Source organism: Rhizobacter sp. J219 (genome assembly GCF_024700055.1).
Classification (GTDB): Bacteria; Pseudomonadota; Gammaproteobacteria; order Burkholderiales; family Burkholderiaceae_C; genus Rhizobacter.
Map to the genome: position 1 here is coordinate 1,110,300 of NZ_JAJOND010000001.1, position 17,253 is coordinate 1,127,552.

Annotated in this window: 24 protein-coding genes; 7 read left to right on the forward strand and 17 right to left on the reverse strand. The window is 66.1% G+C overall.

Annotation, left to right across the window (positions count from 1 at the left end):
• Nucleotides 1–15: 15 nt before the first annotated feature.
• The 14 genes from LRS03_RS05070 to LRS03_RS05135 all read right to left on the reverse strand — a co-directional run bounded on the left by LRS03_RS05070 (nucleotide 16) and on the right by LRS03_RS05135 (nucleotide 8,666).
• Nucleotides 16–237 carry a DUF2933 domain-containing protein gene (locus tag LRS03_RS05070; RefSeq protein ID WP_257824275.1) on the reverse strand — a complete coding sequence of 74 codons (222 nt, stop codon included), beginning with the start codon at nucleotides 235–237 and terminating at the stop codon, nucleotides 16–18.
• Between the two features lie 81 nt (nucleotides 238–318).
• A complete protein-coding gene (locus tag LRS03_RS05075) occupies nucleotides 319–576 on the reverse strand; it encodes a heavy-metal-associated domain-containing protein (RefSeq protein WP_257824276.1) in 258 nt (85 codons plus the stop codon).
• A gap of 141 nt (nucleotides 577–717) precedes the next feature.
• The gene (locus LRS03_RS05080) at nucleotides 718–1,224 is read right to left on the reverse strand and encodes a DUF305 domain-containing protein (RefSeq protein WP_257824277.1); all 507 of its coding nucleotides are present in this window, start codon (nucleotides 1,222–1,224) and stop codon (nucleotides 718–720) included.
• Between the two features lie 248 nt (nucleotides 1,225–1,472).
• Nucleotides 1,473–1,850 (reverse strand): four-helix bundle copper-binding protein, encoded by a 378-nt coding sequence (locus LRS03_RS05085; RefSeq protein WP_257824278.1) that lies wholly within the window; start codon nucleotides 1,848–1,850, stop codon nucleotides 1,473–1,475.
• Nucleotides 1,851–2,096: 246 nt separating this feature from the next.
• Nucleotides 2,097–2,402, reverse strand: a complete 306-nt coding sequence (locus LRS03_RS05090) for a hypothetical protein (protein WP_257824279.1) — start codon at nucleotides 2,400–2,402, stop codon at nucleotides 2,097–2,099.
• A 108-nt stretch (nucleotides 2,403–2,510) separates the two neighbouring features.
• Nucleotides 2,511–2,717: a hypothetical protein gene (locus LRS03_RS05095; protein WP_257824280.1), complete on the reverse strand. Its 207-nt coding sequence runs from the start codon at nucleotides 2,715–2,717 to the stop codon at nucleotides 2,511–2,513.
• A 54-nt stretch (nucleotides 2,718–2,771) separates the two neighbouring features.
• Nucleotides 2,772–3,131, reverse strand: coding sequence for a copper-binding protein (locus LRS03_RS05100; RefSeq protein WP_257824281.1), 360 nt, complete (start codon nucleotides 3,129–3,131; stop codon nucleotides 2,772–2,774).
• Between the two features lie 9 nt (nucleotides 3,132–3,140).
• A complete protein-coding gene (locus LRS03_RS05105) occupies nucleotides 3,141–3,593 on the reverse strand; it encodes a DUF411 domain-containing protein (protein ID WP_257824282.1) in 453 nt (150 codons plus the stop codon).
• 13 nt (nucleotides 3,594–3,606) lie between these two features.
• On the reverse strand, nucleotides 3,607–4,125 hold the full coding sequence (locus LRS03_RS05110) for a cupredoxin domain-containing protein (RefSeq protein ID WP_257824283.1): 519 nt from the start codon (nucleotides 4,123–4,125) through the stop codon (nucleotides 3,607–3,609).
• A 69-nt stretch (nucleotides 4,126–4,194) separates the two neighbouring features.
• Nucleotides 4,195–5,610, reverse strand: coding sequence for a multicopper oxidase family protein (locus tag LRS03_RS05115; RefSeq protein ID WP_257824284.1), 1,416 nt, complete (start codon nucleotides 5,608–5,610; stop codon nucleotides 4,195–4,197).
• A 22-nt stretch (nucleotides 5,611–5,632) separates the two neighbouring features.
• The gene (locus tag LRS03_RS05120; protein WP_257824285.1) at nucleotides 5,633–5,995 is read right to left on the reverse strand and encodes a TolC family protein; all 363 of its coding nucleotides are present in this window, start codon (nucleotides 5,993–5,995) and stop codon (nucleotides 5,633–5,635) included.
• On the reverse strand, nucleotides 5,886–7,079 hold the full coding sequence (locus tag LRS03_RS05125) for a TolC family protein (protein ID WP_257824286.1): 1,194 nt from the start codon (nucleotides 7,077–7,079) through the stop codon (nucleotides 5,886–5,888). The genes LRS03_RS05120 and LRS03_RS05125 overlap by 110 nt, the downstream gene beginning before the upstream one ends.
• A 10-nt stretch (nucleotides 7,080–7,089) precedes the next feature.
• Nucleotides 7,090–7,662 carry a hypothetical protein gene (locus tag LRS03_RS05130; protein ID WP_257824288.1) on the reverse strand — a complete coding sequence of 191 codons (573 nt, stop codon included), beginning with the start codon at nucleotides 7,660–7,662 and terminating at the stop codon, nucleotides 7,090–7,092.
• A 683-nt stretch (nucleotides 7,663–8,345) separates the two neighbouring features.
• On the reverse strand, nucleotides 8,346–8,666 hold the full coding sequence (locus LRS03_RS05135) for a copper-binding protein (protein WP_257824290.1): 321 nt from the start codon (nucleotides 8,664–8,666) through the stop codon (nucleotides 8,346–8,348).
• Nucleotides 8,667–8,814: 148 nt separating this feature from the next.
• On the opposite strand from LRS03_RS05135, the gene LRS03_RS05140 reads away from it, so the two are divergent.
• The 4 genes from LRS03_RS05140 (at nucleotide 8,815) to LRS03_RS05155 (ending at nucleotide 11,307) form a co-directional block, all read left to right on the forward strand.
• Nucleotides 8,815–9,492: a heavy metal response regulator transcription factor gene (locus LRS03_RS05140; protein WP_257824291.1), complete on the forward strand. Its 678-nt coding sequence runs from the start codon at nucleotides 8,815–8,817 to the stop codon at nucleotides 9,490–9,492.
• A 14-nt stretch (nucleotides 9,493–9,506) separates the two neighbouring features.
• Complete coding sequence (locus tag LRS03_RS05145) at nucleotides 9,507–10,244, forward strand: hypothetical protein (protein WP_257824293.1); 738 nt, start codon at nucleotides 9,507–9,509, stop codon at nucleotides 10,242–10,244.
• 33 nt (nucleotides 10,245–10,277) lie between these two features.
• Nucleotides 10,278–10,871 (forward strand): ATP-binding protein, encoded by a 594-nt coding sequence (locus tag LRS03_RS05150; RefSeq protein ID WP_257824294.1) that lies wholly within the window; start codon nucleotides 10,278–10,280, stop codon nucleotides 10,869–10,871.
• A 103-nt stretch (nucleotides 10,872–10,974) separates the two neighbouring features.
• The gene (locus LRS03_RS05155) at nucleotides 10,975–11,307 is read left to right on the forward strand and encodes a CzcE family metal-binding protein (RefSeq protein ID WP_257824295.1); all 333 of its coding nucleotides are present in this window, start codon (nucleotides 10,975–10,977) and stop codon (nucleotides 11,305–11,307) included.
• A gap of 27 nt (nucleotides 11,308–11,334) precedes the next feature.
• On the opposite strand, the gene LRS03_RS05160 is transcribed toward LRS03_RS05155, so the two are convergent.
• Both LRS03_RS05160 and LRS03_RS05165 read right to left on the reverse strand, forming a co-directional pair.
• Nucleotides 11,335–11,658: a helix-turn-helix domain-containing protein gene (locus LRS03_RS05160; RefSeq protein WP_257824297.1), complete on the reverse strand. Its 324-nt coding sequence runs from the start codon at nucleotides 11,656–11,658 to the stop codon at nucleotides 11,335–11,337.
• 74 nt (nucleotides 11,659–11,732) lie between these two features.
• Complete coding sequence (locus LRS03_RS05165) at nucleotides 11,733–12,062, reverse strand: helix-turn-helix domain-containing protein (RefSeq protein WP_257824300.1); 330 nt, start codon at nucleotides 12,060–12,062, stop codon at nucleotides 11,733–11,735.
• A gap of 381 nt (nucleotides 12,063–12,443) precedes the next feature.
• On the opposite strand from LRS03_RS05165, the gene LRS03_RS05170 reads away from it, so the two are divergent.
• From LRS03_RS05170 to LRS03_RS26775, 3 genes are all read left to right on the forward strand, one after another.
• On the forward strand, nucleotides 12,444–13,127 hold the full coding sequence (locus LRS03_RS05170; protein ID WP_257824301.1) for a hypothetical protein: 684 nt from the start codon (nucleotides 12,444–12,446) through the stop codon (nucleotides 13,125–13,127).
• A gap of 762 nt (nucleotides 13,128–13,889) precedes the next feature.
• Nucleotides 13,890–15,803, forward strand: a complete 1,914-nt coding sequence (locus LRS03_RS05175) for a cytochrome c/FTR1 family iron permease (RefSeq protein ID WP_257824302.1) — start codon at nucleotides 13,890–13,892, stop codon at nucleotides 15,801–15,803.
• 183 nt (nucleotides 15,804–15,986) lie between these two features.
• Nucleotides 15,987–16,394, forward strand: a complete 408-nt coding sequence (locus LRS03_RS26775) for a BLUF domain-containing protein (RefSeq protein ID WP_374685024.1) — start codon at nucleotides 15,987–15,989, stop codon at nucleotides 16,392–16,394.
• Here LRS03_RS26775 and LRS03_RS05180 read toward each other — a convergent pair.
• Entirely contained in the window at nucleotides 16,366–17,055 is a 690-nt protein-coding gene (locus tag LRS03_RS05180) for a winged helix-turn-helix domain-containing protein (RefSeq protein WP_257829424.1), read from the reverse strand. The two genes, LRS03_RS26775 and LRS03_RS05180, sit on opposite strands and share 29 nt — an antisense overlap.
• Nucleotides 17,056–17,253: the final 198 nt, after the last annotated feature.

The following is a 17,253-nucleotide window of genomic DNA, read 5'->3' on the forward strand; positions in this document are numbered from 1 at the left end:
CGACTCGCCCAGTTGTCACCGGTCGTGTTGTTGTGGGTCTTGTGGCTGCCGCCCGTGACCGTGGCGCCGGTGCATGAAGAGATGCATCAACGGACAGGCCAGCAGGATGAAATACGGCAGTGCCTGCAGGGCATGGTCGAAATGCCGGGTCAGCAGGAAATACGCTCCCGCGGCGCCGGCGAGCCAGGCCGCGGCGACAAGGGGCAGGAACCAGCGAGAACGCGATTTGGTGGTCACGGTGGGTGTTGTGGAGGTTGCCATGGCCACCATCGTCGCGCCCTGCCATTCCTGCTTGCTTGACCGGCGTCAAGCCACGCCTCAGTGGCAGGTGCCGCAGCAGCTGCCCCCGCGGGCCGCCGCTGGCTGCGACGCACCGGCCACTTCCACTGGGGTGTAGCCGGCCTCCTCGATCGCCAACTTGAGCGTCTGCGTGTCGGCGCTGGTCGCCTCGATTTCCACGCGCTTGTTGGCAAGGTTGACCGAGACGGTCGCGCCGGGCTCGACCGCCTTGACCGCTTTGGTGACCGCACCCACGCAGTGGCCGCAGGTCATGTCGTTGACGTTGAACACAATCATTTGAAGCTCCATCAGGAAGTGTTGGTGTGATGGAACTGTGAAGCTTCCCACCGTGGCAAAGTCCAGCATTCTTCGCGTTATCCACGCAGTCTGTGGGTGCATTGCCACGGCGAGTGCGTCGAGCTTGGGCACACCAGCCTTTCATTGAGCTTCCTGGGAACTGCCCGTGTGCTGCCCGCGCGGCGTGTCCATCGGCTCGCGCAGCGGGTCGCGGCCCTTGAACGGCTGGTAGTCCGCGATGCCGAAATGCTTGTGCAACTCTTCTCGCATCATCTGGATGTCGGCCGTCTGGCTGTGCCACATGCTCGAGCATTCGCGGCGCAAGGCTTCATGTCGCAAGTCGCTTCCGGTGATGCAGCCGTTCACCGGCTCCATCAAGGTGTAGTGGTGGCGGCTGAGCACCTCAAGGAACACGTGGTTGAAGTCAGCGCCCGGCTTCGCCTGATCGAGCAAGGCAAGCATCTTGCGGCCGTCCGGGCGGACGCGCGGCTGGTAGTCGATGCCGTACCACTCGCGCAGGAACGTCTTGAGGGTCATGATCTCTTCGCGCTGCATCCGGTTGTTGCGCCGGGCCAGCGACTTGAGGTCGTCGAGCGCGGCCTTCGCCGGGGTGGCGGCGAAGCCCGGCGTCGGAGATGTGCCCTCCATGGGCGAAATCTCCCCATTGCGCTGAGTGTCGGTGCCGGCGGCGAGCTCTCGGTGGCGCGCAATGCGGTGTAGTGGTGGTCGATCGCGAGCTGCATGAACTCGATCTCGTAGCCGGCCGTGAGGCCGACACCAGGCGCTTGTGAAACAGCCTGAGACGCCGAGGCGGCGAATGCCATCGCACTCGCGAAGGCGAGTCGAACCAGATGGTGGTGGATGTGCTTCATGGAAGATTGCTCCTGTTGGCCGGGTCAGTGCGCGTGCCCGGCCGAGCGGGCCGTTGGCGACGTGGTCCGGGCTGCCTGCGCCATGCGAAGGCATTCCTGTGCGCAACGGCGGCACGCCTGCGCGCAGGCTTGGCAATGGTCCATCTGGTGCTTGCCGCACTCTTCACCGCAGGCTTCGCAGATGTCGGCGCACAGGCGGCAAATCGCTTGCGCATGTTCACTGTCACGCGCCATCGCGGCCGAGGCGAGTCTGCAGATCTCGGCGCAGTCGATGTCAAGCGCGATGCACCGAGCCATGGCCTTGACATCTGGTTCCTGCAGGCAAGCCGTTGCGCAATGACTGCAGGCGGTTGCGCACGCGTCGCAGGCGTCGATACACGATGTGTACTGTTGGTGGGCCATCTCGTACTCCTTCTCAGATGCCGCGGATTCGGCTAGAACCTTGGGCAAGCGAAAGGCCCGAACACGCTTGGCACTTCACCGCGCTCAACACCCAAAACAGACGAAACGCAAAACGCATCCAACCCTGCCGGCTCAGTGAGGTCGGCATCGTGTGAATGCGTTGCAAGACGTGTAGACGGTGCGGCTGAATCTACATGCGCATTTATTTCGTTAGGTCTTTGAAGGGGGTGCTCGTGGTTCACGCCATCAAGGCTGACGCTGCAAACGCACGGAGAGGGAAGTCGCAACGCCCGCCTTGTTGGACCACATCCAGCAGTAGTCTTGGTCCACGGGTACCTTGAGTTCGCCGCTCAGCTCGGCCACTGCATCGCGCTTTTCTGGGAACACCACCTTCTGCCCTTCGTGGTAGTGGACGTTGAAGTTGAGCGCCGTCAGGCTCTTGAAGGACCAGGCGATCGTCTGGCCCCGCGTGAGACGCGTGCAGACCTCGACGAGCTTGCCGGCCCCGATTTGCACCGAACGTTCATAAGCGCCCTGCCCGTCCCACTGCACGTTGATGGCTCTGCCCGTGCGGGAGTGCCCACCATGGCGGCTGCAACAAGCGCCGCGACAGAATGGGGACGTGATGACAGGTGTTTCAAGCTGGACTCCATGGAAAGGTCAGGATCGTGGTCGTCGGCCATGACGCTTGCGCTTGCGTGGCACCGCCTTGCCGTCATGCGGGGGGCGTTTGAGCAGGTGTCCGTGCTTGCGGTGCAGGTAGTAAGCGAAGGCGACGACTACCACCGCGAACACCAGCCCGGCCGTGAACAGCTGTGTGTAGAACTCGGCGGACTGGTGCTCGATTCCGCGCAGCTCGTGTGGCATGTCGATGCCTCGCTTCAGGGGTGAGGCGCGGTATGGCGCCCCACCCGGCAGTTCTTACTTCGCCGCTTCGAGCTGGGTGATGACGATGGCGCCACTCGACTTTTCAGCCGCGAAGCGGATCTTGTCGCCCACCTTGAGGTTGCTGAGCATCGCCGGGTCCTTGACCTGGAATACCATGGTCATGCCCGGCATCTGCAGGTTCTTGATCTCGCCGTGCTTGACGGTGATCTTCTTGTTGTCAGCGTCGACCTTGCGCACCTCGCCGTCCACCATGTCGGCACCGGCAGCCGCCTGGGCCACAGTGGTGTTCGTGGACTTGTCGTGGCCGTGGCCGCCGCCGTGGTCACCGCCGGCGAAGGCGCTGCCGGTGGCGAAGACGAGGGCGACTGAGAGCAGAGAAATGGCGTTCTTCATGGTGACTCCTTAGCGGTAGGACTGGAAAACACGGGTGCTGCCGTCCTTAAGAACCAGCAGCACGTCGTACGGTTGGGTCTGGTTGTCGAAATCGGGGCCGTCCATGCCGGGGCTTCCGAGCGGCATTGCCGGGACCGCCAGGCCGACGGCCGCCGGGCGCTCGGCCAGAAGCCGCCGCACCTCGCGCGCGGGAACGTGCCCCTCGAGGGCGTACGGTCCGACCTTCGCCGTGTGGCAGGAGCCAACCTGAAGTGGCAGGCCCAAGGTTTTGCGGGCGTCGGTGTTGCCATCGTTGTGGACCTTGCCAATCGAGAAGCCGTTCTTCTCCATGTGGGTCATCCACCCCTTGCAGCAGCCGCACTCGGGCGACTTCCACACCTCAAGCGACGGCTTGGCGGCATTGGCCTGGGCGCCCATCGTGGCGGCGGCCAGACCGGCGACCAGCATCTCGCGGCGCTTCATCGCGTCACCCCTTTCAATGCTTGTGGTTGTGGCCGTCGGCCGCCTTCGCCGCCGGCGCCTTGCCCTTAGCGACCGTCACCGCGCCCTTCATGCCGGCGTCCCAGTGCCCCGGTTGCAGGCAGCCGAAGTCGACCTTGCCGGCCTTGGTGAATTGCCAGATGACCTCACCCGTCTTGCCGCCGGCCAACGTGATCATGTTGGGTTCCTCGTGCTCCATCTCCGGGTTCTTGAGCATCACCTGGTAGTGCTCCTTGAGCTCCTTCTCGGTGCCGAGCACGAACTCGTGCTTCACCTGGCCGGAGTTCTTCACCTTGAAGCGAACCGTCTCGCCCTGCTTGACATCGATGCTGGCGGGCGTGAAGCGCATGTTGTCGGTCATGTTGACTTCGACCGTGCGGGTGACCTTGGCGGCCACGCCCGGCACCCCGATGGCGCTCTCGTCGCCGTGACCGCCAGCGTGGGTGCCGCCCGCAAAGGCGACGGAGGCGCTCAGGGCAAGCGCGATGGCAAGGGCAATGGATTTGGATTTCATGGGAGTCCTCGGTGAATCAGAGTGGTGACGTGGATGAATGAATTGGAGTTGGCCAGGCTTCATCGGGAATCAATGGCCGTTGTGCCCGCCGTTGCCGGTGGGCTTGCGCACGCGCATCTCAACGCTCTTGCCCTTCTTGGCGAGTGGCATCGATTGGCCACCCGCGGAGAACGAACGGGCGGGCTCGGGGAGCGTTCCGGTGAACTCGTAGGCCACCTCGCCCTTGGGGTGCTGGTACCAGCCCGGATCCTTGAAGTCGCCGCGCTTCTGGTCGGCGCGCACCTTCATGACGGTGAACATGCCGCCCATCTCGACCGGACCGAACGGACCCTGCCCGGTCATCATCGGCAGCGTGTTGTCGGGAATGGGCATCTCCATCTCCGCCATGTCGGCCATGCCGCGCTCGCCCATCACCATGTAGTCGGGGATGAGCTTGTTGACCTCCTTGGCGATGCCGGTGTGGTCCACGCCGATCATGGTGGCCAGTTCGTGCCCCATGGCGTTCATCGTGTGGTGGCTCTTGTGGCAGTGGAACGCCCAGTCGCCGGGCTCGTCCGCCAGAAACTCCACGGCTCGCATCTGCCCGACGGCCACGTCCGTCGTGACCTCGTTCCAACGGGCGCTCTCACGGGTCCAGCCACCGTCGGTGCCGGTCACCATGAACTCGTAGCCGTGCAGGTGGATCGGGTGGTTGGTCATCGTCAGGTTGCCGATGCGAATTCGCACCCGTTCGCCAAGCTTGGCCACCATCGGGTCGATGCCGGGGAAGACCCGCGAGTTGAAGGTCCACAGGTTGAAATTCGTCATCTCGCTCACGCGAGGCGTGAAACTGCCCGGCTCGATGTCGAAGGCGGTCAGGATGAAGCCGTAGTCGCGCTCGACCGGCATGAACTTCGGGTCCTTGGGGTGCACGATGAACATCCCGTACATGCCCATGGCCATCTGCACCATCTCGTCGGCGTGCGGGTGGTACTTGAAGGTGCCGCTGCGCCGCACGACGAATTCGTAGACGTAGGTCTTGCCGGGCTGGATGTGCGGCTGGGTCAGGCCGCCCACGCCGTCCATGCCGTTGGGCAGGCGCAGGCCGTGCCAATGGATGGTGGTGTGCTCGGGCAGCTTGTTGGTGACGAACAGACGCACCCGGTCGCCCTCGACCACCTCGATGGTCGGCCCGGGCGACGTGCCGTTGTAGCCCCACAGGTGCGCCTTCATGCCGGGCGCGAACTCGCGCACGACCGGCTCGGCCACCAGGTGGAACTCCTTTACGCCGTTGTTCATGCGCCAGGGCAGGCTCCAGCCGTTCAGCGTCACCATCGGGTTGTAGGGACGGCCGGTGTTGGGCACCAGCGGCGGGGCGGTCAGGGGGTTGGTCTGGATGACCGGCTCAGGCAAGGCCGCCATGGCCACCTTGCTTACCGTGGAGGCCGCGACGGCGGCACCCGCTGCTGCGGTGCCGGTCAAAAAGCCGCGTCGACTTGTAGTCATGGAATGGGGTCTCCGTAGAAGTTCAGTGGGCTGCCGCGCCGCCGGAGCCGCCCGCCGGGCGTGCCTCCATGGACACGCCGCCAGAGGGCTTGCCGATCAGCGAGGCCTGCAGGGCCGCGTCCGCTAGCCAGAAGTCGCGTTGGGCGTCGATGGCCTGCACGACGCTGCCGATCTGCTCGCGCGCATCGGCGAGCAACTCGAAGACGCCGATCAGCATCCCGTTGTAGCGAAGCTGGTTCTCTTCGGCGATCGTCTTGCGCAGGGGGACGACCTCGTCAAGGTAGTGGCGGGCAATGTCGTACGAGGTGCGGTAGCCGCCATAGGTCTCGCGTACCTGCGACGTGGCCTCCACGCCGATCTGCGCGGTGCGGTTGAGCGCGGCCATGTAGGTGGCCTGGGCACGGGCGCGTCCCGCGTCCCCGAAATCGAAGATCGGCAGTGGGTAGCTCGAACCCGTAGCCCTTCTGCGGGGGGGAACCGGTCTCGCTGTTGCGCACCGCCGCGACGTGGAAGCCGTTGACCACGCTCGTGATCCTCGACAGCCCCTGCTCTCTCGCGGTGAACTCGAGGTCGGCACGCGCCAGGCGAACGTCCAGCCGCTGGTCGATCGCCTGCTGCGCGACCGATTCTTCGGAGCGCACCGTCTTGGGCAGGTCCGGCAGCCGGTCCGGCAGCTTGAGCTGCTGCGCTTGCGCGGCCGTGAGGCCGAGCGAGCGCACCAGCGCTTCGCGCGCGCTCAATGCCGCCTGACGCGCCCGTGCCAGTTCGGCCACTGCATCGGCCGCGAAGGCCTGCTCGCGAGCCCGTTGCAGCCGGTTGAAGTTGCCCACCGCCTGCATCCTGCGGGCCAGCTCGGCACTCACGTCGGCGGTGCGCTTGACCTGCTCGAAGTACTGCACCGACTGCTGAGCCGCCACCGCGCGCACCCAGTTCTGGCGCGCATCGGTGGCCGCCTGCACGACGTCGCTCGCCAGCCGCATCTGCAGTTGCTGCTGCTGGAAGTCGGCCAGGCGCAGGCGCTGCGGCAGGAGCAGCAGGTCGAACACCGAGATGCCCAGCATGCGCCCGATGTCCACATCGACATCACCACCCGAGCGCCGCACCAGCCGCTCGAAAGTGAAGATCGGGTTGGGCAGGCGGGCCGACTGGGTGGCACCGGCCGAGGCCGCGGCGCTCTCGAAGAGCGCACTCTGCAGCGCCGGGCTGTAGGCGAGCGCTACGCGCACGGCATCGTCGGCGGACAGCGGCTTGGCCAGCAAGGCGTCCACATCGGACTGCGCTTGCCGCCGTGCGGCGTCGCTGTTGAGCCACTTGACCTCGGCGCCGAGCCGGCTCTGGGTCAGGCTCTGCACGTCCTGGAAGTTCTTGTCGATCGCCGTGCTGGCGCATCCGCCCAGCAGCAGTGCCGCGGCAACGGCCGCGATGGCGACCGTGGTGCGCCGGGGGCTTGGTACGGCCCTGAATCTCATGCGGGGCTCCTCAGTGGTGTTTGGTGTGGTCGGCCGGTTTGGCCGGAGGGGTCGCGCTGGACGCCGGTGCAGCCGGCTGTGAGCCGGCCTGCGTGGGACGCGGGGCGGCCTTGGGCGGCGTCGCGGTATCGCTCTGGCCGAACGGCTTGTCGGTCGTGGCCGTCCCGGCGCGCGGCGGCGTGGGACCCGATGCAGCCGGCCGCGTGGCCTCAGCTGGCGCGGCGCCCGGTGCGGGCGATGCGCCATGCTCGCCGTGGGCCCCGCCCGGGGTGTCGCCGGCGGCTTCCTTGGCATAGGTTTTCCAGCCGCCGATGCGGCCGACCTGATCGTTGGCAGCCTTCCAGGGCGTGACCGGCTCGTCGGCGTAGCGCCGGTAGCCTTCGAACGCCGAGCGATATCGCAGGCTGTCAGAGGCGGCCCCTGTGCCCCCGCTGTTTACCGGGAGGCTGGCGGCAGCTGTGGATGGCGCCGGTGTACTGGCCGATGAAGCGCCTGGCGCAGCCGCCCGTGCCGGCTGGGCATTGGCGCCCCAGGACGCGGCCAGCAGTGCTGCCAGCAGGCAGACGTTTTTGTGCAATGACATGGATTCCTCGCGGCCAGGGCATCAGGCATCGGCCCGGTCAGGCCCTGGCGTGGTCGTACAGGCCGACGCGGCGGACGCGTCAGCGTCCGTCACACGCGGCGACGGCGGTCAGGCGAGGAAGGTTCGAGGCGGCCGTTCGGGACCGCCAGTCATGAAGACGGCAGTCTGGGCCACGAGCTGGGGCACCACACGGTCGACCGCTTGGGAGGATCCCATCGGCCATACCGAGGTCGGAAGCACGGCGACCGTGCAGCAGGAAGCGCAAGCGCTGCACTTGCCAGCGGTGTTGTGAACCGGGCTGCCGTCCGGAGACGGGTCAGCCGACAGGTCGTGCGAAGTGGCCGCGTCGCCGCCGTGATGGCCGGCCGTCGACCCGTGGGGATGGGCATGGCCAGAGGCGTGGTCACCGGCCTCGTCGCCGTTGTGCGTGTGGTGGCTTGACACCCCGGCAGGACCGTCGGCATGTGCGTGGGCACCCGCGGCTGCGCCGTGGTGGCCGGGTCCGCACGACAGCATGGTGGCCGCGGCCGCGCCTTGCACGGGCAAAGCGACGGCCAGCAGCCAGATCAGCGCAGTTCGGACAATGAGCCACATGGGCGGAAGTCTAGGCGATCGATCGGTGGAAGTTGAATATCCGATGCCGGGCCAGGGGAGCGCGGATGGCATCCCCGGGCCCAGGTCCCTTACTGGCTCACCAGCTCGGTCACCTTGATCGCGCCATCGACCTTGTCGGCCTTGAAGCGCACGTTGTCGCCGGGCTTGACCTTGGCCAGAACGGCCGCCTCGGCGCGGAAGACCATCGTCATGCCGGGCATCCCCAGGTTGTCGATCGGGCCGTGCTTGAGCGTGATCTTGCCCTGCTCGGCGTCGACTTTCTTCACCTCGCCGGTGGTGTAGCCGACGCTGGCGGTGGCGCCTGCAGCCGGGGCGTCCGTGGCGGCGATGGCGGCCCAGGGGGCAAGCGACGCGAGGGCCGCAGACAGGATCAGTGCTTTGACGTTCATCCTCAAACTCCAGTGGTTGAACTCGGGGCTCCGGCCGATCCGAAGCACCCATGAACGCCACTCTAGGGATCGGCTGCGGACGCCAGCCGAACCCCCACATTACGGTTTCGTAATGCAAAGCCGGGCGGCCTTGGGCCACACTCGCGCCATGAGGATCCTGGTGGTGGAAGACGAGGTGCGGCTGGCCGCCTACCTCAAGAAGGGCTTGACCGAAAACGGCTACGTGGTCGACGTGGCGCACGATGGCATCGACGGGCGGCACCTGGCCACAGAAGGCGAATACGACCTGGTGCTGCTAGACGTCATGCTGCCGGGCATCGACGGTTTCGGCGTGCTGCGCGGGCTGCGCGAGCGCAAGGACACGCCGGTGCTGATGCTCACCGCCCGCGACAAGGTGGAGGACCGGGTCAGCGGCCTCAAGGGCGGCGCCGACGACTACCTCGTCAAACCCTTTGCGTTCAGCGAACTGCTGGCACGCGTGGAAGCGCTGCTACGCCGCGGCAGCAAGAATCCCCAGCCGCTCATGCAGCTGCGACTGGCCGACCTGGAGGTTGACCTCGCCCGTCGCAAGGCCACCCGAGGCGACAAGCGGCTCGATCTCACGCCCAAGGAGTTCGGCCTGCTCACGCTGCTGCTGCGCCGCACGGGTGAAGTGCTGTCGCGCACGGTGCTCGCCGAGCAGGTCTGGGACATGCACTTCGACAGCGAGACCAACGTCATCGACGTGGCGGTGCGCCGGCTGCGTGCCAAGCTCGACGACGGCTTCGACAAACCGCTGCTGCACACGGTGCGCGGTGTGGGCTACGTCCTGGAGATGCGCGAGTGAGCCCTGCACGGTCCATGGCCGCACGCCTGACCGTGACCCTGTGCGTCCTGGCCGTGCTGGTTTTCACCGTCGTTGCGGTGCTGTTGCAGCGCGCGCTGGAAGCCGAGTTCATGCGCGCGCGGGAGCAGGAACTCGCCGGCAAGGTGGACGTGGTGCGCCACTTCCTGGAAGAGCTGGAAACCCCGGAGGACCTGCCTCACCTTAGCCATCGGCTGGACGACGTGCTGATCGGTGACGGGCTCATGCGGCTGTGGCTGGTCACCGATGCCGGTGAGGTGTTGTACGGGGGGAAGCGCCGCCCTGCCGTGACGCCCGATGCCTTCGGACGGGTCGAGGTCCGGCGCGAAGACGGCTTGGCCCTGGAGGGGCTGCGCATCAAGTTGCCGGCGCATGATGTGCTGCCGAACGCGGAACTCATCGTCGCCATCGACGTGCGAGGGCAGCAGGCCCTGCTGCAGCGCTACCGGACCACCATCGGCATCCTGTGCGGGATCGGCGTCGCACTCACGGTCCTGCTGACCGCCTGGATCACCCGCCGCTCGCTGCAGCCGGTGCGCCGGCTGTCGCGGGAGGCCGCGGCCCTGAGCCCTTCCGCGCTGTCGGCACGCCTGTCGCCGGTGGAGACCTCCGAAACCAGGAACTGGTGGAGAGCTTCAACCGGGCGCTGGCGCGGGTGGAAGCCGCCTACAGCCAACTGGAGGCCTTCAGCGCGGACGTGGCGCACGAGCTGCGCACACCGCTGGCCACCATGATCAACGCCACGGAAGTGGCATTGCAACGTCCGCGTGCCGTGGCCGAACTGCGCGAGACGCTCGAGCTCCAACCTGGAAGTGCTGCGCGAGCAGGCGGGCCTCGTCAACGACATGCTGTTCCTCGCACGGGCCGACCAAGGGCAGCTCGCGGACAGCCTCAAGCCGACCGATCTGCGCCTTGAAGCGCAACGGGTCAACGAGTACCTGGAGCCACTGCTGGAGGACCGCCAGCAGCGGGTGCAGGTCGAGGGGGATGCGACGGCAGTGTGCAACCCGACACTCGTGCGCCGCGCGACGTTGAACCTCGTCGCCAATGCCACTCGATACACACCCCGAGGCGGTGTGATCACGATCCGTCTCAGTCGCGGACCCAAGCATGTGAACGTCGTGGTTCGAAACCCTGGCGCCCCCATCGATCCGGCTGTCCTGCCAAGGCTCTTCGACCGATTCTTCCGGGCCGATGCCGCGCGCGAGCGCAGCAGCGGCCACCACGGGCTCGGCCTGGCCATCGTGCGTGCGATCGCTCTCATGCACGGGGGCAGTACCCACGCCCAAAGCTCGGACGGCTGGACCGAGATCGGTTTCAGCCTCGCCGCCCTGCCCTCCCTGCCGCCGTCTCCCACATGACCAAACTGTCATGCCGTCGTGGGCGTGACGTTCGGGGCTGATTTCTACAGTGAGCTCCAGGCGATCGAACAGGTCGATCGCTGCCACTCAACGGAGTCTCACCATGATCAAGACCTTTGCCCGCACCCTCACCCTTGCCGCCATCGCCGCACCCCTGATCGCGTTCGCCAACGACGGCGGCAACTTCCGCAACGGCAGCTCCTTCTACGGACAACCCGCCGACGGCAAGGTGGCCACCCGCACGGTCGACGTGACCACCACCCGCGTCGTGCGCGTCAACTACGGTGAGACGGTCAAGTTCGTGAAGGGCGCGGAACAGTTCGCCTGGACCTTCAACGGCATGGACAACCGCGGCGTGCCGCTGACGAAGATCGCGCCGCACGACTTCGCGAGTACCGTCGTCTACGTGGACCAGGATCCGCTGAACCGCAATTGACTGCCGCGACGTCGCCCGAGCAGGCTCTCAGCTTCGCTTGGGCTTGGTCGCGCCTTTGAAGCGGCGCCTGGCGAGCGCGTGCTCGACCTGGCGCACGAGCGTGTGCCCTTCGATCTCAAGTGCGGCCGCCATCTTCAGGACGACGAACAGCGTCGGCTGGCTTTCGCCGCGCTCGACGCTGCCGCAGTAGGACCGCCCGACATTGGCCATGTCCGCCAGCGTCTCCTGGGAGATCCCGGCCGCGAGCCGGTTTTTGCGGATAACGTCGCCCACGACCGTCGCCACCTCGGAGTCGAAGCTTCCCGCGCCGCGCGGCCTGCCAGTCTTCGGTTTTGCGACACGGGTGGACATGCGCCGGAGGGTCCGGCATCTGCCCAAATTGATCCACGCTATATAAAGGTGGATCTACATAGCGCTTGTCTGTTTCAGCGTTTGCGGCGTCGCTCCACGGAGGTCAATTCCACGAGGGGTGTGGCGGGGGGCAGGCGGTGAACGGTCTCCAGGATGGGCGACTCGCCCAGGCGCCGTTCCAGCTCGTTCATAAAGGCGAGGAAGTCCACGCCAAGGGCGCGCAGCCACTGCCGCAACTGCAGGACGTCAAGCCGGCGCTCGCCGGTTTCCACACGACTCACGGTGGTTTGATCCCTGCCGACCAAGAGCGCCAAGTCGGCTTGGCGCAACTGCACCGACTCGCGGCTGTCACGCAGCAGCGTGAGGAAGATTTCGTTGTGTCGGCTGTACAGGGACTTGGGCATGGCAACCTTTCCACGCCAGCCTAGCGGCGTCGCCACCGTATGCCGAATGAGCATCTAACCCCGAGGCCGGCCCCTGCGAATCTCAGGCGACCGCTGCGGGCGACGGTCTTTATGATCACACTGTCGGCTTTATATACCGCAGGAGCGCATGATCCGCCATGTTCGTTGCCCATGAGAGTTTCGAAGACCCGATGATGTCGGCCCTGGCCGGCGACGGTGAGCATTGCTTTCGGGCGATGCACTTGTCGATTCGCGCACCGTGGTTCATCGTCACGTGCCTGGTCTCTGGCGACGACGTGGAGATGCTGCGTTCGGTGTGTTGCTCATGGGACGTGGACCTCAGAGACCCTGAGAGTCGACGGGGGGCGCCGGCCAGTCAGCGTGCAGCAGATGACGCCGTCACACGAAGGCGACGGCCGATGGGAAGCGCGGCAGATCGAACGGGTATGGACGGTCGAACAATCGGTCGGACACAGCGTGCTGGTCTTCCAGGACTTCGAAGGCAACGAGTTCACCAACACACTCGACCAGAAGGCGGAAGAACCCAAGGGTGAACGAACCCTTCTATTCGGTGCACTGCCGGCCATGCCGCGTGGCAGAAGGACGTCCAGCAGGCCTGAGCCGCGGACCAAGTTGCCGCTGTTCGATGGCGAGGCCGATCCGTTCGCGGCGGTGAGCGCCGCGCAGCTGGCCGCCCAACTCCGGATAACAGTCGAGGAGGTGCGGCATCGCGCCGCCGCGGGCGAGCTCTTCGCCGTCGGGCCGGCCGTGTCTGGCGAACAGCGCTTTCCGAGCTATCAAGCGTTGCCTGCACTGGCCGGGGACAAACTCGGACAGCTGCTCGCCGTGCTCGCGCAGTCCGACGGCCACCCCCAGTTGTTCTTTGCCGGGGAGTGTCCGGAACTTGGACTGCTATCGCCAGTGGAAGTGCTGCTGGGAGCCGCGATCAAACAACGTGGCTTCGAGCCAGAGGCGGCTAGCATCATTGCCGCCGATCCCGAGGCACGCTTCGAATACGTCTTGGATGCGGCTCGAGCCTACGTTGCCGCCACCTCAGGCTGGTAGGCAGTGCGCCGGCATTGCATGTTCGTCTTGCGAACAGCTCATGAACCCGATGAGCGGGAGCTGCGCCGCGCCCGCTTGAAGATCAAGGGCGTAGGTGGCAACGTGCTCAGGTGCACTGCAGGCACATTCCTCGTGGAAGGCCCGCCGGACCTGGTTCAGTCTCTTGCCCTGGTCCTCCCGGGTTGGCGCTGCACCGCAAACTTCAAGTCAGCTCGCCTGCCGGAGCACAGCTTGCGACCATGGATGCGTCGTTGAGCGTCTGAGACGCACTCCGGTCCGTTGGTCGCGGGCTGTGGCCGGTTGCATTGCGCTCCCCCTGGCGAGGAGCGCAAAACCTGGGCTAAGGCCGGTGCAACGCGCACAACTCAGGGGACGCTTCCAGCCTGTGCCAGCGAATCATCTTCGACACAAAGGGCATGCTGCCAATGAACCGGTGTTGGTACCGGCGCACGCTGTTTCGTAAGGCGTCTTCGCCGACCTGGTTGGCCAGCCAGAGGAGTCGTACGCGATCGTCTTTGCACAATGACCCGGACGCCATAGTTGTCCGGCGGCAACCTCTCCACGCTCATGAGCAACCCCTGGTCTGGTTCGACAGCGAGAGCCACTGTACGAACTGGTTTCTAACCGAGACCGAACGCCAAGATGACAACTCCGTCATGTTGGTGTCATGGCTCTTGACCTTCCCATGGGGGAAGGATGTCAAATGCGAAAGAGAATCATTATCCTGAACTCAACATGACCGCATTCCTCGGACGCTGCCTCATGGCGATCGCCATCGGCTTCGGCGCATCCCTCGCTCCTGCCTGGGCCGCCGAGACGCCGGTCGACAACGACCAGCAGGTTCGCCAACTCTGGCAGCTCTTGGACTACGTGGCGGTGGACTACCCGGGCGCTGTGGCCAATGGGGTGGTGAGCAGCGAAGGTGAGTACCAGGAGATGCGGGAATTCAGCGACAACGCCGTTGCGCAGGCGAAGGCCTTGCCACCGCATGGCTCACATGGCCAATTGGTGTCACTTGCCGAACAGCTGCGCAATGCGGTCCTGCAGAAGGCGCCCGCGGACCGCGTCGCTGACCTTGCGCAGCAGGCCGGCGGCCTCTTGCTGACGGCGTACCCGATCCCGGTCGCACCCCGCTTGGCCCCGGATCTGGCACAGGGACAGCGGCTGTACCAAGTGCATTGCGCGGCCTGTCACGGGCCCACGGGCGGGGGGGACGGTCCAGCGTCCAAGTCGCTCGACCCCAAGCCCGTCGATTTCACGGACAAGGGACGCGCCCGTGCGCGCTCGATCCTTGCCCTCTACCAAGTGACATCGCAGGGCGTCGAAGGCACGTCGATGCCGTCGTTCAAGGCGCTGCCGGACCAGGACCGCTGGGCGCTCGCGTTCTATGTCGGGACGCTCTCGTTCGATGCGGCCGCCCGTGAGCGCGGCGCGGCGATGCTTCAGAACGACCCCAAGGCGCGTGCCGCGCTGCCGGACCTGGCGGCGCTCACCACGGCCAGCGAGAGCTTGTTGGTACAGCACCTGGGTGCCCAGGCCACTGACCTGCTGGCCTTTGCGCGCAGCGAGCCCCAGGCCATCACAGGCAACCAGTTGGCCGGCATTCCTCTCGCACGATCACAGATGCAAGCGAGTTTGAAGGCCTTCGAGACGGGAAACGGTACCGAGGCCATCCGTCTGGCGTTGTCAGCCTACCTCGACGGGTTCGAGCCGCTGGAAGCAGCCCTGGAGTCGCGCAACAAGGACCTGCTGGTCGAGGTGGAGCGCACCATGCAGCTGTACCGTTCCGCGATCGCCGCAAAACAGGCCGATGTCGTCGTGGCCAAGGCCCACGAACTTGATCTGCTGTTCTCCCGCGTGGATGGCGAGCTGAGCGCCGGCCGCGCCGACGCCACGACCAGCTTCATTGCCGCTCTCACCATCCTTCTGCGAGAAGGCGTCGAGGCACTGCTGATCGTGGTCGCCATGATTGCCTTCCTCCGAAAGGCCAACCAGGGTCAAGCACTGCGCTATGTCCACGGCGGCTGGGTGACCGCCCTTGCCGCCGGTGGTGTCACGTGGTGGATCGCCACCTATGTGGTGGGCGTCAGCGGAGCCAGCCGGGAAGTCACCGAAGGGCTGTCATCACTCTTTGCCGCGGCCGTGCTGCTGTCGGTCGGCCTGTGGATGCACCAGAAGAGCAGCGCCGGGCGCTGGCAGGCTTACCTACGTGACAAGCTGTCGGCCGCCATGACCCGGCGCTCTGCCTGGGCCTTGTTCCTGCTGGCGTTTGTCGCCGTGTACCGCGAGGTTTTTGAGACGGTTCTCTTCTTCTCGGCGCTGGCAGCCGATGGCCACGGCTCAGCGCTGTTGGCCGGACTGGCCGTCGGCCTGATCCTGCTCGCCATCATCGCTGCAGTGTTCCTGCGCACGAGCGCCCGCATGCCTGTCGGAACGTTCTTCTCGCTCAGCTCGATCCTGGTGGCGGTACTGGCGGTGGTGCTGGCCGGCAAGGGCGTCTCGGGTCTGCAGGAGGCCGGCTGGCTCAGCGCAACGCCGGTAGGCAGCCTGCGCGTGCCGGTCTTGGGCATCTTCCCCACGCTTCAGACCAGCCTTGCACAGGTTGCGGTGCTGTTGGCGGCGTTGCTCGGCTTTGGCCTGAACGCGATGCAAGCTCGTCGAGCGGCACCCGCTTGACCGGTGTTTAAGCGGCGGGGCGCCGATGCGTCGTCACTTCGACGAGACAGATCGGCGAGGGCGGCGCCGACATCGGCTGTGTGTTGCTCCGCCTGCCTTCGCTGACCACCCGAGTCGGTAGGTTGCGTCGCGGCTGGCCACTCACAGTCGGCCAATTCTGTCTTGGCCTCCTGTGGTCGGCCAATGTTGTCGCAGATCTGCGCCACCATTCCCCGTACCAGCCCGAAGCTCCTACCTGGGAAGGGCAGGTCAAGGCGAGTACGGGAGATTCTGTCGCCCAACTGCGAGGACCTGACTGGCGCGCTGATATACACCGGCGGGCACTTCACGCAATTTCTCGAAGGCCCGGAGGGTGCACTCGACACAACGCTCGCTCGCATCTCACACGATCGGCGGCATCGCAGTCTCACGGTGCTCGTCCGGGAAGAGGTAGCCGTGCGTCGGTTTCCGCATTGGCGCATGGCGCTGGCTGAGCCGGTCGGCGTCGATGACCTGTTGCGAGAGTTGCTCGGCAGCTGCCACCTGCCTGCCGCGCGAGCCGACAAACTCATCAACAGGCTGTTCACGTCAGTGATTCCAGACGGCCCTTGAACACGTAGCCGCGGTTGGCGAGCGACTGCAGCGGCGCAACCGCTTCACTGGCACTCTCGATGCGGCGGCGCAAGCGGTAAATGGCAGCATGCAGCGCGCCGATGACGTCGCTCGACAGCGGCTCGGCAGTCGACACCTCCCCCTCTGCCGGCCAGACCGCATCGCGCAGCGCCTCGCGCGTCACCGGCTCACCGCGCGCCTGGGCGAAGCAGGTCAGCAGGCGCACGTCGGTCGGGCCGAGTGTGATGTGGGCGCCGTCGGGTGCGACGAGCTCTCGCTTGGCGCTGTCGAAGTGCCAGCGGCTCGGTGACTCCCCTGCCCTAGAGAGCCGCCGCAGCAACGAGCCCAATGCCGCAGGCCACACCGCGGCCGGCATGTTTAGCGGCAGTACGAGGTCGGCCCCGTGCTGGAACGCCGTTGCGCACTCCGCCCCCAGGTTGTCCGTCGCGAGCAGCGCAGGCGCATCGCTTCGCTTCCTGAGCAGCCGCAACACGTCGAGCGCGCTCAGCCCCTCGGGCTGCGGAGATTCGACCAGATAGGCGCCGGCGTCGAACGGCTGCTCGCCAAGCAGCCAGTCGTCGCCGTCGACCACGGTGTGCACCTGCAGCCCAGCACGCTTGAACACACCCGCCAAGCTGGCGACGCGCGGGCCGATCAGCATCACCGGGGCGAGGCGCGGCGGCGCATTGGGCCCGTTGGCAGGCAAAGCAGGATGAGGTTCAGCCACGGCGCGTCGAGGTGAGACAAGAGGTGGAGCCAGCGAAGGCCTGCAGTGTGGTGGATGTGCACGCCGGCCGGCACGTGGCGGAGTATCGCTGCCGCGACCTGTGTGCACAAACGCGCACACATCGTCAGTTCT

What these genes read in the sequence shown, in the direction of transcription:
- LRS03_RS05075 (WP_257824276.1), bottom strand. Translation starts at nt 576, where the DNA reads ATGATTGTGTTCAACGTCAACGACATGACCTGCGGCCACTGCGTGGGT.
- LRS03_RS05080 (WP_257824277.1), bottom strand. Translation starts at nt 1,224, where the DNA reads ATGGAGGGCACATCTCCGACGCCGGGCTTCGCCGCCACCCCGGCGAAG.
- LRS03_RS05085 (WP_257824278.1), bottom strand. Translation starts at nt 1,850, where the DNA reads ATGGCCCACCAACAGTACACATCGTGTATCGACGCCTGCGACGCGTGC.
- LRS03_RS05095 (WP_257824280.1), bottom strand. Translation starts at nt 2,717, where the DNA reads ATGCCACACGAGCTGCGCGGAATCGAGCACCAGTCCGCCGAGTTCTAC.
- LRS03_RS05100 (WP_257824281.1), bottom strand. Translation starts at nt 3,131, where the DNA reads ATGAAGAACGCCATTTCTCTGCTCTCAGTCGCCCTCGTCTTCGCCACC.
- LRS03_RS05105 (WP_257824282.1), bottom strand. Translation starts at nt 3,593, where the DNA reads ATGAAGCGCCGCGAGATGCTGGTCGCCGGTCTGGCCGCCGCCACGATG.
- LRS03_RS05110 (WP_257824283.1), bottom strand. Translation starts at nt 4,125, where the DNA reads ATGAAATCCAAATCCATTGCCCTTGCCATCGCGCTTGCCCTGAGCGCC.
- LRS03_RS05115 (WP_257824284.1), bottom strand. Translation starts at nt 5,610, where the DNA reads ATGACTACAAGTCGACGCGGCTTTTTGACCGGCACCGCAGCAGCGGGT.
- LRS03_RS05120 (WP_257824285.1), bottom strand. Translation starts at nt 5,995, where the DNA reads ATGGCCGCGCTCAACCGCACCGCGCAGATCGGCGTGGAGGCCACGTCG.
- LRS03_RS05125 (WP_257824286.1), bottom strand. Translation starts at nt 7,079, where the DNA reads ATGAGATTCAGGGCCGTACCAAGCCCCCGGCGCACCACGGTCGCCATC.
- LRS03_RS05130 (WP_257824288.1), bottom strand. Translation starts at nt 7,662, where the DNA reads ATGTCATTGCACAAAAACGTCTGCCTGCTGGCAGCACTGCTGGCCGCG.
- LRS03_RS05135 (WP_257824290.1), bottom strand. Translation starts at nt 8,666, where the DNA reads ATGAACGTCAAAGCACTGATCCTGTCTGCGGCCCTCGCGTCGCTTGCC.
- LRS03_RS05140 (WP_257824291.1), top strand. Translation starts at nt 8,815, where the DNA reads ATGAGGATCCTGGTGGTGGAAGACGAGGTGCGGCTGGCCGCCTACCTC.
- LRS03_RS05145 (WP_257824293.1), top strand. Translation starts at nt 9,507, where the DNA reads ATGGCCGCACGCCTGACCGTGACCCTGTGCGTCCTGGCCGTGCTGGTT.
- LRS03_RS05155 (WP_257824295.1), top strand. Translation starts at nt 10,975, where the DNA reads ATGATCAAGACCTTTGCCCGCACCCTCACCCTTGCCGCCATCGCCGCA.
- LRS03_RS05160 (WP_257824297.1), bottom strand. Translation starts at nt 11,658, where the DNA reads ATGTCCACCCGTGTCGCAAAACCGAAGACTGGCAGGCCGCGCGGCGCG.
- LRS03_RS05165 (WP_257824300.1), bottom strand. Translation starts at nt 12,062, where the DNA reads ATGCCCAAGTCCCTGTACAGCCGACACAACGAAATCTTCCTCACGCTG.
- LRS03_RS05175 (WP_257824302.1), top strand. Translation starts at nt 13,890, where the DNA reads ATGGCGATCGCCATCGGCTTCGGCGCATCCCTCGCTCCTGCCTGGGCC.
- LRS03_RS26775 (WP_374685024.1), top strand. Translation starts at nt 15,987, where the DNA reads ATGTTGTCGCAGATCTGCGCCACCATTCCCCGTACCAGCCCGAAGCTC.
- LRS03_RS05180 (WP_257829424.1), bottom strand. Translation starts at nt 17,055, where the DNA reads ATGCTGATCGGCCCGCGCGTCGCCAGCTTGGCGGGTGTGTTCAAGCGT.